The organism is Mesorhizobium sp. M1403 (genome assembly GCF_040317695.1).
Lineage (GTDB): Bacteria > Pseudomonadota > Alphaproteobacteria > Rhizobiales > Rhizobiaceae > Mesorhizobium.
The window spans coordinates 62,108-76,083 of the sequence record NZ_JAMYKY010000019.1; the positions used below are offsets into that span (position 1 = coordinate 62,108).

A 13,976-nucleotide genomic window follows, 5' to 3' on the forward strand; every position below is an offset into this window, starting at 1 on the left:
AGTCAATCGCCCGGCTTCAATATCTAGTGGCAAGTTTCGCCGTGGTTAATAGCGGTAGTGTTCCGGCTTGAACGGTCCCTGCGGGGTGACGCCGATATAGGCGGCCTGTTCGCCGGACAGTTCGGTCAGGCGGGCACCGAGCTTGTCGAGATGCAGGCGCGCGACCTTTTCGTCGAGATGCTTCGGCAGGACATAGACCTGGTTCTCGTACTGACCGGGCTTGGTGTACAGCTCGATCTGGGCCAACACCTGGTTGGTGAAGGACGCCGACATGACGAAGCTCGGGTGGCCGGTGGCGTTGCCGAGGTTGAGCAGACGGCCTTCCGACAAAAGGATCATCCGCTTGCCGTCCGGGAAGGTGATCATATCGACCTGCGGCTTGATGTTGGTCCATTTCAGGTTGCGCAGCGACGCCACCTGGATCTCGTTGTCGAAGTGACCGATGTTGCCGACGATCACCATGTCCTTCATCAGGCGCATGTGGTCGAGGGTAACGACGTCCTTGTTGCCGGTGGTGGTGATGACGATGTCTGCCGTCGGTGCCGCGTCTTCGAGCGTGACCACCTCGAAACCGTCCATCGCTGCCTGCAGCGCGCAGATCGGATCGACCTCGGTGACCTTGACGCGGGCACCGGCACCCTTGAGCGAAGCCGACGAGCCCTTGCCGACGTCGCCATAGCCGCAGACGACCGCGACCTTGCCGGCCATCATCGTGTCGGTGCCGCGGCGAATGCCGTCGACAAGCGATTCCTTGCAGCCATATTTGTTGTCGAATTTCGACTTGGTGACGGAATCATTGACGTTGATCGCCGGGAACGGCAGCAGGCCTTTTTTCTGCAACTGATAGAGCCGGTTGACGCCGGTCGTCGTCTCTTCGGTGACGCCGCGGATCGCTTCCTTCTGCTTGGTGAAGAAGCCGGGCGATGCCTGCATGCGTTTCTTGATCTGGGCAAACAGGATCTCTTCCTCTTCGCTGCCCGGATTGGACAGCACATCCTCGCCGGCCTCGGCGCGGGCGCCGATCAGGATGTACATGGTGGCATCGCCACCGTCGTCGAGGATCATGTTGGAGGTGCCGCCATCGGCCCACTGGAAGATCTTGTCGGTGTAGACCCAATAATCCTCCAGCGTCTCGCCCTTGACGGCAAACACCGGAATTCCGGCCTCGGCAATGGCCGCGGCAGCGTGGTCCTGGGTCGAGAAGATGTTGCAGGAAGCCCAGCGGATATCGGCGCCGAGCGCCTTAAGCGTTTCGATCAGCACCGCGGTCTGGATGGTCATGTGCAGCGAGCCGGTGATGCGCGCGCCCCTGAGCGGCTTCTTGTCGCCGAATTCCTCGCGGCAGGCCATCAGGCCCGGCATTTCGGTTTCGGCGATCTCGATCTCCTTGCGGCCCCAGCCGGCAAGCGCGATGTCGGCGACCACATAATCCTTGCTACCCGTCATGGCAGTGCTCCGATGCGAATTGATTGCGGGACGCGCCCCGCCCCGAAGGCGTGTGGGAGGGCGCGAGTTGCCGGCCTGACTAGCAGATCGGGAGTCGGACGACAATGGGATATAAAGAAATCTTTATCCGTGCATGTCTTCAGCGGCAACCAACACGAGAGAGCGCCGTCAGCATTCCTCGCCAAAACGGGAAGCAACCAGTTGCTCCAGCGCATCGATGACCTCTTCGGCCTGCGGGCCGCTGGCGGTGACGCGGATCGAATAGCCGGGGCTCGCCGCCAGCATCATCAGGCCCATGATCGAGGTGCCGCCGACCTTGACGCCGTCCTTCTCGACCTGGACCGTGGCATTGAAGCCGCTGGCAATTTGAACGAACTTGGCCGAGGCGCGCGCGTGCAGGCCGCGCTGGTTGACGATCGGAAAGTCGCGAACGATCTTGTCCTTTTCCGGCAACAGCGCGCTCATTTGCTGCTCAGGAGCTGACTGGCGACGTTGATGTATTTGCGGCCGGCAGCCTGCGCCTCATCCAGCGCGGCCGCCATGTTGTCGCCTTTGCGAACGCTGGACAGCTTGATCAGCATCGGCAGGTTCATGCCGGCAATGACCTCGATGCGGCCGGATTCCATCACGGAAATGGCGAGGTTGGAGGGCGTGCCGCCGAACATGTCGGTCAAAACGATGACGCCTGATCCGGTATCGACGCGGCCGACTGCGTCGATAATGTCGCGGCGGCGTTGTTCCATATCGTCGTCGGCACCGATCGCCACGGTCTCGAAATTGTCTTGTGGCCCAACGACATGTTCCACGGCATTGCGGAACTCGGCGGCCAGTTGACCGTGCGTTACAAGCACGAGTCCGATCATTCTTTGGTGGCTCCCGTCATCGCCGCTTCACAAGCGCATTTTATGCTCGCCGACCGTTCCAGGTGGCGGGAGCGCTATCTTGTCGACGCAAGGCCCGTTGACAAGCCCAAAATTGCGCCGGCCCAGACCAATTTGACGCATTGCAGCAAAAAATCCAAATCGGATCAAAGGAAAGGCGCAATCGACAGGCGCGACATCACTGCCGGCAAGGCCGCCGCGACATTGCGCCCGGCAAGATCGATGCGCGGCACTGGTACGCCGAAAACGAGTTCGCTGCAGTCTTCCTGGAAGCGGGCCATTTTGCCGGCTGGCACCAGCCGGATAATGAGGTCGATCACGCAGCTTGGCTCGAATGGTATCGGCTTGGGGCCGAATCCCGGCACCTCGACGAGGCCGGCTATGCTGACTGGTGCGCGGCAGACCAGCCGCCCCTCGCAATCGGCAGCAAAGAGCTGGTCATCGCCGATCAGCCGCGAAAACAGCCCGCGCTGGCTGCAATGATCGATCAAGGCGAGCGCCAGCGTCGTCTTGCCCAAGCCGGACGGTCCGGTGATGAGAATGCCGCAATCACCTATCAGGATGGCGGTGCCGTGAATGTTTTCAGGCTGCACAATAGGACCAGGCGTGATTGGAATTCATCCGTCAGCCTTCGGCCGGCAGCGTCACCACGAAGCGGGCGCCCTTGATCTCGCCAGGCTTGGTGCCCGGGATGTTCTCGGCGCTCAACGTGCCGCCATGGGCTTCGACGATCTGCCGGGATATCGACAGGCCAAGGCCCGAGTTCTGGCCGAACGCCTCGCCGGCCGGCCGGTCGGTATAGAACCGCTCGAAAATGCGATCGATGTTGTCGGCCCGGATGCCGGGGCCATTGTCGTCGACGGTGACGATGTTGAACTTGCCGGCGCGCGCCAGCGATATGGTGATGTGGCCACGTTCTTCGGGAACGAACGAGCGGGCATTCTCGATCAGGTTGGTGATCACCTGGCCGATCCTCAGATCATGGCCGACGACGAAGTAGCCTTTCACGCCCTGCGGCAGTTTGGCGACCTTGAATTCGATCTCGACCGCCTTCTTGTTGCGTGTGGCCTCGCGCGAGACGGCGACCAGATCGGTGATGAACTTCTTCAGGTCGACAGTTCCCGCGTCTTCCCGCGCCAGTTCGGCATCGAGACGGGAGGCATCGGAAATATCGGTGATCAGGCGGTCCAGGCGCCTCACATCGTGCTGGATGATATCCATCAGCCGGCTGCGCGAATTGTCGTTCTTGGCCAGCGGCAATGTCTCCACCGCGCTGCGCAGCGAGGTGAGTGGGTTCTTCAATTCATGCGAGACATCCGCGGCAAAACTTTCGATCGCCTCAATGCGGGCGTAGAGCGCATTGGTCATGTCGCGCACGGCGATCGACAAATTGCCGATCTCGTCCTGGCGGTCGGAGAAGTCGGGAATTTCCTCGCGGTTCTTGACACCGCGGCGAACCCTGACCGCCGCCGCGGAAAGCCGGCGCAGCGGGTTGGCGATGGTGGAGGCCAGCAGCATCGACAGGATAGCGGTAACCAGCGCGGCGATGCCGAACACTCGCAGGATCGCCTTGCGCTCGGCCGCGACGATCTTGTCGATGTCGCCACCTTCGGTCGACAGCATCAGTACGCCGAGAACGGCACGGAAGCGCTGGATCGGCACCGCCACGGAAACGATCTGCTCGCCCTGCTCCGAGATCCGCACGATCGTCGACGGACTGCCGGTAAGCGCCTTGACCACTTCGGGAAACGCAGCACCGTTGCCGCCCGGCTGCTCGCGATAGACGGGCAGCTGCTTATTGCGGAAGAAATCGAAGACGAATTTCTGGATGCGCTCCAGAAGATCCGGCTGCTCCTCTTCGACCGGCGGCAGATCGTAGCGAAGGATCTGACCGCGCGAATAGAGATGGCGAGAATCGAGCAGCAGGTTGGCGTCGCGGTCGTAAATGCGGGCGCGCGTGCGCGTCGGCGAGATCAACCGCCTGAGCACCGGCGCCACGCGCTCCGGATTGATCGGGAAATCGAGATTGTCGAGCTGATCGGAGCCCGGGCCGAGGCTTTCGCCAGCCTGCAACTCAAGCAGCTTTTCCGGATCGATGCTGATCGAATCGGTCTCGACCGTCGCCGATGCGGCAATCGCGCCGGCAATGATCTCGCCCTGGGTCATCAGGCTCTCGACACGGGCGTCGATCAGCCCGTCTCGAAAGGTGTTGAGGTAGAGAATGCCGGTGACCAGGACGGCCAGGCCGGCAAGATTGAGAAAGAGAATACGCCGCGTCAGGCTGGAAAAGATGTGATGGCCGAGAAACCGGCGCATCGGCACCGTGATTTTCGACACGAAGGCGGGCAGAATCCGCGGCGGTCGCCTGGCGGCGCCCGATCGTCTCACTCGCTCTACTTCCACTGCCATCGAATAGCAGCTCCCGCTCGACTCAAGCTTCGCGGAACCGATATCCGACTCCGTAAAGGGTTTCGATCATTTCGAAGTCATCATCGACGGCCTTGAACTTTTTGCGCAGCCGCTTGATGTGACTGTCGATGGTGCGGTCATCGACATAGACCTGCTCATCATAAGCCGAATCCATCAGCGCATCACGGCTTTTTACGACGCCTGGACGCTGGGCCAGCGAATGCAGGATGAGGAACTCGGTGACGGTAAGCGTCACCGGCTCGCCCTTCCAGGTGCAGGTGTGGCGCTCCTGGTCCATGACAAGCTGGCCGCGCTCAAGCGACCGAGCCTGCTGGTTGGGCGCCTTGGCGGCCGCCTCGCGGGTACTGGCGCGGCGCAGCACGGCGCGGACGCGCTCGACCAGAAGACGCTGCGAGAAGGGTTTGCGGATGAAGTCGTCGGCGCCCATCTTGAGGCCGAACAGTTCATCGATCTCGTCGTCCTTGGAGGTCAGGAAGATCACCGGCAGGTCGGATTTCTGGCGCATCCGGCGCAGCAGCTCCATGCCGTCCATGCGCGGCATCTTGATGTCGAGGATGGCGAGGTTCGGCGGGCGCGCCGCCAGTCCCTCCAGCGCCGACGCCCCATCCGTGTAGGTTTCAACCCGATAACCCTCGGATTCGAGGGCGATCGAAACCGAAGTCAGAATGTTGCGATCGTCGTCGACAAGCGCGATTGTTGCCATTTCAAGCGGCTCCCTCATGAGCTGTCCCTTCTTTCGTCGAGAAGGGGCTTTTGCAGGACAAATTAGGTACAAAATGTGGCATAGGCTCTATCCGCTGTCACGCGCGGCATGCCGGCGGCCACAATTGTACCTCGATATGGATTGGACGAATGAACATCGCCAATCCTTTGGGCAACCATCAGTGTTTTTGCACATATAAACGATTTAAACAACTTTCAAAATATTTAAATCGATTAATGATTTGATATCATTCGCCTTTTCTGGTTTTGACGTTTTTAGCTCCTGCAATGGGGGTTCCGGAATTCGCCGGTAAAGACGCGGTAAATCGAAGAAGGGACACCCATGTCGGAAGCCGGCAAACGCAATCCTGCATGTACAATCGATCGGATCGGCCTGAGAACCACGGGCGTGGTGCGCTATAATTTCGGCGCGGCCGCGCTCTACGAGGAGGCAATCCGCCGTGGCGAGGCCCGACTCACCGCGCATGGCGCGCTTGCCGCCGAAACCGGGCAGCACACCGGCCGCTCGCCCAGGGACAAATTCGTGGTGCGCGACGAAAGCACCGCGCCGCATGTATGGTGGGACAACAACAAAGCGATTTCGCCGGGGCAGTTCGATACGCTGCTTGCCGATTTTCGCGCCCATGCGGCTGGAAAGGACCTTTATGTGCAGGACCTGGTCGGCGGCGCCGACGAGGAGCTGAAGCTGCCGACCCGGGTGATCACGGAGCTTGCCTGGCACTCCTTGTTCATCCGCAATCTGCTCATCCGGACGGCAGCCGCCGAACTCGAGCATTTCGTGCCCGATTTGACGATCATCGACCTGCCGTCGTTCCGCGCCGATCCCGCCCGCCACGGCACGCGCGGCGAAACGGTGATCGCCGTCGATCTTTCGCGCATGATCGTGTTGATCGGCGGTACCTCCTATGCCGGCGAGATGAAGAAGTCGGTATTCACCGTGCTCAACTATCTGCTGCCGGCAAAAGGCGTGATGCCGATGCATTGCTCTGCCAATGAAGGACTCGCCGGCGACGCGGCCGTCTTCTTCGGCCTTTCCGGGACCGGCAAGACGACGTTGTCGGCCGACCCGTCGCGCACGCTGGTCGGCGATGACGAGCATGGCTGGGGACCGCACGGCATCTTCAATTTCGAAGGCGGCTGCTATGCCAAGACGATCAAGCTTTCGGCCGAAGCCGAGCCGGAGATCTTCGCCACCACCCAGCGCTTCGGCACGGTGCTGGAGAATGTCGCGCTCGACGCCGGTCGCGTGCCGGATTTCGACGATGGCGGGCTGACCGAAAACACACGCTGCGCCTACCCGCTCCACTTCATTCCGAACGCCAGCAAGACGGGGCGCGCCAACCACCCGAAGAATATCATCATGCTGACCGCCGACGCGTTCGGCGTGATGCCGCCGATCGCGCGGCTGACCCCGGCGCAGGCGATGTACCATTTCCTCTCCGGCTATACCGCCAAGGTGGCGGGGACCGAGAAAGGCGTTACTGAACCCGAAGCGACATTTTCGACATGCTTCGGCGCACCGTTCATGCCGCGGCATCCGTCGGAATACGGCAATCTGCTGCGCGAGCTCATCGCCCGCCACGGCGTCGATTGCTGGCTGGTCAACACCGGCTGGACCGGCGGCGCTTACGGCACCGGCAAGCGGATGCCGATCAAGGCAACGCGGGCGCTGCTTGCGGCAGCACTCGACGGCTCGCTGAAAGCGGCCGACTTCCGGACCGACGCCAATTTCGGTTTCGACGTGCCGGTGACGGTTACCGGCGTCAACCGCGCCATTCTCGACCCGAGATCGACCTGGATCGACAAGCCCGCCTATGACCGGCAGGCGGCAAGGCTGGTTGGCATGTTCGTCGACAATTTCGAAAAGTTCGAGGCCCATGTCGACGCAACCGTGCTCGGCGCTGCACCACGCATGCAGGTAGCGGCTGAATAGCCGTCGCGCTTCAAGGCCCGGCTTCGATCGGGCCTTTTCTTTTTTCGCCTGCCGCGCCATGACTGCGGCATGAACGCCGACGAAAAAATCATCATCACCGACGATGCGGTGATTAATCCGGGTGACCTGCACGAGGACTTCATCCGTTCGTCCGGCCCGGGCGGCCAGAACGTCAACAAGGTGGCGACGGCGGTGCAATTGCGCTTCGATGCTGCCAATGCACCGGGCCTGTCGGAGCGTGTGCGCGAACGGACCATCAAGCTTGCCGGCCAGCGCGCCACCAAGGACGGCGTCATCGTCATCGAAGCCGGACGCTTCCGCACGCAGGAGCAGAACCGGGCGGACGCCCGGGCGCGGCTGACGGCACTGGTCGCCAAGGCCGCCGAACCGCCGCCACCGCCGCGCAAGAAGACAAGGCCGTCCAAGGGCGCGGTCGAAAGACGGCTGAAGAGCAAAGCCGGGCGCGGCTCGATCAAGAAAATGCGTGGCCGGGTCGAGGATGACTGACAGCCGAATCGGCTTCGGATCCCAGATCGCCGGTGTGAAGTGTGCAGCCACTGCCGGAGGCGGCTTTCGGGTCGCCGTTTTCGTTTGACGGTGGCATTCTGATTTTCCAGACCAACGGATCAAGCGACCCGATGCTCGTGCTGCCCAAAGGCGTCCGCCATATGCCTGGTTACCTGTCGCGCGCCATGCAGGAAGTGCTGGTGGAAGATATCAGGGAGGTCGTGCAGGAAGCCCCGCTGTTCGTGCCGGCGATGCCGCGTACCGGCAAGGAGATGAGCGTGCGCATGACCAATTGCGGCCCGCTGGGCTGGGTCACCGACAAGGAGCACGGCTATCGCTACCAGCCGACTCACCCGGTGACCGGAAGGCCATGGCCGCCGATCCCGGAGATGCTGCTCGAACTGTGGCGGGACGTATCTGCCTATGCGCACCCGCCGGAGGCCTGCCTGGTCAATTTCTATTCCCAGGATGCCAAGATGGGTCTTCACCAGGATCGCGACGAGAGCGATTTCTCCGCGCCTGTCGTCTCGGCCTCACTCGGCGACGATTGCCTGTTCCGGGTCGGCCAGACGATGCGCGACGGCGCCACCAAATCGTTCAGATTGAAGAGCGGCGACGTCGTCGTGCTCGGCGGCGAAGGCCGCCTCTGCTTTCACGGCGTTGACCGCATCTACCCCTCGACCTCGGCATTGCTCAAGAACGGCGGCCGCATCAATCTGACGCTGCGTCGGGTGACGATGCCGAAATAGGCTGTTCGGGTGGCCGGTCGCCCGGCCGGACATAATCGTCGCGCAGATAGATGCGCTCGGTCTCGTCCTCGACGAGAATGCGATAGTGCGCCAGGATCGCGTCAAAGCCAAAACGCTCCATCAGTTGTCTTGTCCAAGGGCCATCATCTTTCCTGATAACTTTCGTAGAGATAATAATATCAGGGCGCAGACGCTCAAATTCTTGGCGTTTGCTTTCAGCGTAACGCTCCATGATCATCTCGTAATGCGTGGCTTGGGCGACGTCACGCGAAAGCGTGGCTTGCCGGGACAGAGCCATTGCAAACGCTCCAAGCCAGTCATTGGGATCGGCCGAAACGAACTGGCCGCCGATCATGCGGCTTAGTGGATGTCCAGTGTCTATATCTGGACTGATCAAGGCGACGTTTGGTCGATCGGTCGCGGCGCGTATCACGGCGACCAACACCGCGCCTGGCTTCTGAGTGCCCCAGTTCGGTAAGAAGGCAGCCACAATCGCCAGCGACACCAAGGCTCGCGGGGGAGCCGCCAGGCGGGAGAGCAGCCCTGCCGATTGCCGCTCGCTTCTCGGCAAGGCCAGCAAGCAAAGACTAGCCGCTACAGCGTAAAAAATCGATGGGTAGGCATGATACGTCCAGCCTTTGTCCTGGTAGAACAGCGGGAACAAGCCGGCAATAGATGCTGCCAGCGCTACGGCAGCCAGCTCTGGGAAATGGCCGACCGGCCACGACCACCATACTAGGAAGACGAGGAGAAGCCAGATAGACCCGTAGTACACCATTCTAGGCACGGAGGCGCTGCCCTTCGCATAAACATCCACCAGCAGTGGATAGACGTCGCGCAGGAATTCCGGACTGATCAGCGTGACCGCTGCAAGGTAGGCGATGCAAACCCCGCCAATCACCCAGTGTTCCAGGGCGAACACCGGTCTTAGACTGCGCTGATGCGCTGCAACGAGCAGCGCCGGCGCCAGCACCATGATCGCATAGTAAGGCTTGATCAGCAGGAGCACCCCGCCAGAAAGGCCGGCCAGCGCTGCGAGACCTGAGCTTGGTTGCGTCGTTGCCTCTCTTCGCGCTCGCCAGGCATGCAACGCTAGCAGTGGCATGAGCAGCGCGACACCAATGTGCTCGCGCTCGCTGAAGACGTTACCCGGGAAGATCACCAGCATGGCGTAGAAGGCGGGGCCCAGCGCAAACAGCGACGGCGTTTCGGCGAAACCGGCGCGCTTGACGATCGCACCGGAGAATGAAAGTCCGATCAGTGCGGCCAGGTAGGTCCAAGCCTGGACCATGATCTCGGGCGCAATCCCCAGCATCCTTGCCGCAGCCACCGGCGGCAAATAGAGCCATACGCTGAATGGAGGGTTGGTCTCGTGGATCTGCGAGTAAAGCCGCTCACCGGAGAGCATACGCTCGCATACGGTGATCAGCCAACTCGTATCCGGAACGGTGCCCCAACGTTGCTGGAAGACAACCGAAACGACGGTGAGCACAGCAATCACAAGAACATTGCGGCTAGGAAGCAGCGACGCCGCAACATCCTGGCCGCGCCACCGGCTCAAGCTATCAATGTCGTTCGAGACGCTCATGATGTTGCACCGAGGCTCTCGAGCTCGAGCCATACGTCGTCCAGCGGAGCGATTGGATCCAGCCGCGTCATGGTTTTTCCGAGGCCTTGCTCAATTCGGGTGGCCGGTCGCCCGACCGGACATAATCGTCGCGCAGATAGATGCGCTCGGTCTCGTCCTCGACGAGAATGCGGTAGTGCGCCAGGATGGCGTCAAAGCCAAAACGCTCTGTCAGTTGGCTTGTCCACATCGCGTTGTTTTTCTTGAAGACAATGATATCCGGGCGCAGACGCGCGAATTCTTTGCGTTTGCTTTCGACGTAACGCGCCATGATGGCCTGGTAACGCGTGGCTTCAGCGGTATCACCGGAAAGGGCTGCCTGCCGGGACAGGGAAAGCGCGAACACTCCGAGCCAATCGCTGACATGGGTCGAAACGAACTGCCCATCGATCATGCGGGTCAACGGATGTCCCGAGGACATATCCGAACTGATCAACGCAATAGTAGGCCGATCGGTCGCGGCGCGAATGGCGGCAACCAGCGCCGGCCCCGGTTTCTGGGTGCTCCAGTATGGCAAGAAAGCGATTGCCACCCCCGCCAGTGCCCAAGCTCGCGAAGGCGCCGTCACGAACGCCAACAGCTTCGACGGCTGCCGCACGATCCTGGGCACTGCCAGCAGGCACAAAATGGCTGCCACGGCGCAAAAGATCGCGGGATAGGCATGATAAGACCAGCCTTTCGCTTGGTAGAACAGGGGAAACATGCCGGCGATCGATGCAGCCAGCGCTACCGCCGCCAGCTCTGGAAACCGCCCGGCCGGCCACAGCCACCAAATCAGGAAGACGAGGAAACACCACGCGAAACCGTGGCCGATCACGATGGGCCAAAAGATGCCGAGCTTTCCATAAACATCCGCCAAGAGGGGATAGATGTCGCGCAGGAATTCCGGATGGATCAGCGTGACCGCGCCGAGATAGACAATGCAGATGCCGCCAATGACCCAGTGTTCCAGGGCGAAGATCGATTTCAGGCTGCGCCGGCGCACTGCAACGACCAGCGCTGGCGCCAACACCATGATCGCATAGTAGGGCTTGACCAGCAGCAAAATGCTGCCCGACAGGCCGGCGAGTACGGCGATCCCCGGGCCTGGTTGGGCGGCTGCATCTCTGCGCGCACGCCAGGCGTGAAGCGCAAGCAGCGGCATGAAAAGCGCCATGCCGATATGCTCTCGCTCGCTGAAGGCGTTGCCGGGGAAGATCACCAGCATTGCGCAAAACGCTGGCCCCAGTGCAAACAGTGATGCAGTTTCGGTGAAACCCGCGCGCTTGACGATCACGCCCGAGAGCGAAAGTCCGATAAGCACGGCAAGGTATGTCCAGGCCTCAACCAGGATTTCCGGGGCGGCGCCCAGCAATCTGGCCACAGCCACTGGCGGCAGATAGAGCCATACGCTGAATGGAGGGTTGGTCTCGTGGATCTGCGAGTAAAGCCGCTCACCGGAGAGCATCCGCTCGCATACCGTGATCAGCCAGCTAGTATCGGGAACAGTCCCCCAACGCCGCTGCCAGACGATGGAGAACACGGTGACTGCGGCAATGGCCAGGACATTGCGGCTAGGAAGCAGCGCCGCCGCGATATTCCGGCCGCGCCACCGGCTCAAGCCGTCAATGTCGTTCGAGACGCTCATGATGTTGCACCGAGGCTCTCGAGCTCGAGCCATACGTCGTCCAGCGGAGCGATTGGATCCAGCCGTGCCATGGTCTTCCGGGAGCCTCTGCTCAATTGGTTTGGAGCGGCGCAGGCGCCGTGTAACGCAGATAGACAGTGATTTCCGGCTCGTGGTGCAGCAGACGATAGTCGGCCAAGGCGGCTCCGATCCGCTTGTCCTGCAGCATCAGGGCTGTCCGCGCGGGCGAGCCTGACAGCACGACATCGGGCTTCTTCGCTGATATCTCGGCGGCGTATTCGCCGATCACCCGATCGCGGATGCTTTCAAGTTCCCGTCTCCGTTCGAGATCGCCGGTGGCGCGGGCGAGCGTGTCAGCGTTGGAGACCGCCCAGGCGCTCGGATGGCGTGATATGAACCTGCCGTCGACCAGCCTGGCGAGGGGATGGGCAACCTGCATCCGGTCGGCGATCGACATGATGGTCGGGGTTTCGACCGTTGCGCGGATCGCGGCGACAGAGCGCCCGATCGGGCCGTTGTCCGTCGTCAGCGCCGCGTACTGTGCCCTGACCGCTAGTTGCAGCACCAGCACGCAGCCGAAGATCAGGGCGGCCTTGCGAATGAAGCCTGCACTGCGGAATGTGCCGAACCGCAGAAGCTGGATGCCAAATGCAAGTGTTGCAACAACGACCATCGCCAGGGCGTGATTGGGCCAACCCTTGCCCATGACGATGAAGGCCGGAATGAACCCCAGTGCGGTCAGAAGCGGAATCCTGACGTCCCAGTTCGTCTGCCTCAGGCCGCCGGCCGCAAGCACGGTAGCGGCGGCCAGAAGCAGCACCACTTTCGGCCAGTTCGCCAGCATATCGGCGGTAGAGGCCCTCAACGGAAGATAGACCTCGCTGACCAAGGGCAGGACTTCGCTTAAATAAGCACGGTCGAAGAGCGCGATGGACGCGACATAGGCGGCCACGATCGTAGCGCCAAGCAGGTTCTCCACGACGAAGAGCGGTTTCAGCGACCGCCTTTCAACCGCAAGACAGAGTGACGGCAACATGAAGGCCAGCGCAAAATAGGGCGGCTTGACCATGACCACGATCGCCGCGCCGAAGCCCGCGACCATGTGCTCCAGGCGCGAGCCGGCGCTGAAATCCGGGTTCCGCTGACGTGTGCATTGCAACGCCACCCAAGGCAGAATGGCAATCAACGCGAAGTGCTCGCGTTGGCCGAATTGATCCGGCATGAAACAGAGAACCCAGCCCAGGACCGCCGCTGCTGCCCAGAACGCATGGGGCTGCCGGTAAACCGGTTCATCGCGCGCGAGAATGCGGACAGAAACGAAAAGACTGGCCAGGCTCAGGCAAACGACACCAAGCGTCAGCCAGAATTCCGCACGTATGCCGGTGAGCTTTTCCAGGAGCATGAACGGCATGTAGAGCCAGATCGAGAAAGGTGGGTTGGTCTCCATGATGTCGGTGTTGAGCCGCTCTCCGCCAAGCAGCCGATCACAGACGACCAGAAGCCATGACACGTCGACATTGGTCGGTATCGCAATTGTTGTCAGCCAGACGGCGTATATGACGACCAGGCAGGCCAGCAGCAACGGGGCGCCCGCCACGCCCGCAAACGGCGAGAAACGGTTGGCACCGGGCAGCAGTTCACTGAGGGATCGCGCGCTAGAGACCACGAAACACCCAGCGTCCGAGGACGACATAGTTGATGACCGGCACGGCAATGCAGGTAAGCAGGATCGGGACTGCGGCAGGGACGCCGAGCATCTGGGTCAAAAGCCCCGGCAGGGCGATTGCGACAGCGAGGCCGGAAGCGGTGAGCAGGAGAAAGCGGGGCAGTTCCATCGCGTGGCTGCCGCCCGAGGTGAAGGTGAAATATTTATGCCCGGTGTAAGAAAACAGCGCGGCAACGGCGTAGGCCGCAAACGATGTGAGCGCCGCCGGCAGGGCCGCCGTCGCCTGCCCACGCGACAGCAGGAGAGCACAAACGGCATAGATCAGCGTCGACGCAATGCCAATTAGCGCAAAGCGCGATAGTCGACGATACGAACCGGTGCCCATTG

The 13,976-nt window shown here is 61.5% G+C and carries 13 protein-coding genes; 3 read left to right on the forward strand and 10 right to left on the reverse strand.

Features of this window, described 5'->3' with window-relative positions:
- Positions 1-45: 45 nt before the first annotated feature.
- The 6 genes from ahcY to NKH01_RS25375 all read right to left on the reverse strand — a co-directional run bounded on the left by ahcY (position 46) and on the right by NKH01_RS25375 (position 5,460).
- On the reverse strand, positions 46-1,446 hold the full coding sequence (gene ahcY / locus NKH01_RS25350; protein ID WP_352495247.1) for an adenosylhomocysteinase: 1,401 nt from the start codon (positions 1,444-1,446) through the stop codon (positions 46-48).
- Between the two features lie 168 nt (positions 1,447-1,614).
- The gene (locus NKH01_RS25355) at positions 1,615-1,911 is read right to left on the reverse strand and encodes an HPr family phosphocarrier protein (RefSeq protein WP_023718281.1); all 297 of its coding nucleotides are present in this window, start codon (positions 1,909-1,911) and stop codon (positions 1,615-1,617) included.
- Positions 1,908-2,309 (reverse strand): PTS sugar transporter subunit IIA, encoded by a 402-nt coding sequence (locus NKH01_RS25360; protein ID WP_023718280.1) that lies wholly within the window; start codon positions 2,307-2,309, stop codon positions 1,908-1,910. Before NKH01_RS25360 ends, NKH01_RS25355 begins: the two co-directional genes overlap by 4 nt.
- Before the next feature lie 164 nt (positions 2,310-2,473).
- A complete protein-coding gene (locus NKH01_RS25365; RefSeq protein WP_352516065.1) occupies positions 2,474-2,920 on the reverse strand; it encodes an HPr kinase/phosphorylase in 447 nt (148 codons plus the stop codon).
- A gap of 31 nt (positions 2,921-2,951) precedes the next feature.
- Positions 2,952-4,736, reverse strand: a complete 1,785-nt coding sequence (locus tag NKH01_RS25370; protein ID WP_352484482.1) for a sensor histidine kinase — start codon at positions 4,734-4,736, stop codon at positions 2,952-2,954.
- A gap of 22 nt (positions 4,737-4,758) precedes the next feature.
- Positions 4,759-5,460, reverse strand: a complete 702-nt coding sequence (locus tag NKH01_RS25375) for a response regulator transcription factor (RefSeq protein ID WP_023677547.1) — start codon at positions 5,458-5,460, stop codon at positions 4,759-4,761.
- Positions 5,461-5,802: 342 nt separating this feature from the next.
- Between NKH01_RS25375 and NKH01_RS25380 the strand changes: the two genes are divergently transcribed.
- The 3 genes from NKH01_RS25380 (at position 5,803) to NKH01_RS25390 (ending at position 8,669) form a co-directional block, all read left to right on the forward strand.
- Complete coding sequence (locus NKH01_RS25380; RefSeq protein WP_353022962.1) at positions 5,803-7,413, forward strand: phosphoenolpyruvate carboxykinase; 1,611 nt, start codon at positions 5,803-5,805, stop codon at positions 7,411-7,413.
- Between the two features lie 69 nt (positions 7,414-7,482).
- A complete protein-coding gene (gene arfB / locus NKH01_RS25385) occupies positions 7,483-7,920 on the forward strand; it encodes an alternative ribosome rescue aminoacyl-tRNA hydrolase ArfB (protein WP_023718277.1) in 438 nt (145 codons plus the stop codon).
- A 131-nt stretch (positions 7,921-8,051) separates the two neighbouring features.
- Positions 8,052-8,669: an alpha-ketoglutarate-dependent dioxygenase AlkB gene (locus tag NKH01_RS25390; RefSeq protein WP_352484500.1), complete on the forward strand. Its 618-nt coding sequence runs from the start codon at positions 8,052-8,054 to the stop codon at positions 8,667-8,669.
- On the opposite strand, the gene NKH01_RS25395 is transcribed toward NKH01_RS25390, so the two are convergent.
- From NKH01_RS25395 to NKH01_RS25410, 4 genes are all read right to left on the reverse strand, one after another.
- Positions 8,632-10,257 (reverse strand): hypothetical protein, encoded by a 1,626-nt coding sequence (locus tag NKH01_RS25395; RefSeq protein ID WP_353022964.1) that lies wholly within the window; start codon positions 10,255-10,257, stop codon positions 8,632-8,634. The two genes, NKH01_RS25390 and NKH01_RS25395, sit on opposite strands and share 38 nt — an antisense overlap.
- 67 nt (positions 10,258-10,324) lie before the next feature.
- Positions 10,325-11,923 (reverse strand): hypothetical protein, encoded by a 1,599-nt coding sequence (locus NKH01_RS25400; RefSeq protein WP_353022966.1) that lies wholly within the window; start codon positions 11,921-11,923, stop codon positions 10,325-10,327.
- A 91-nt stretch (positions 11,924-12,014) separates the two neighbouring features.
- On the reverse strand, positions 12,015-13,589 hold the full coding sequence (locus NKH01_RS25405; protein ID WP_353022968.1) for a hypothetical protein: 1,575 nt from the start codon (positions 13,587-13,589) through the stop codon (positions 12,015-12,017).
- Positions 13,579-13,974: a GtrA family protein gene (locus tag NKH01_RS25410; RefSeq protein ID WP_023718272.1), complete on the reverse strand. Its 396-nt coding sequence runs from the start codon at positions 13,972-13,974 to the stop codon at positions 13,579-13,581. Before NKH01_RS25410 ends, NKH01_RS25405 begins: the two co-directional genes overlap by 11 nt.
- Positions 13,975-13,976 lie beyond the last annotated feature (2 nt).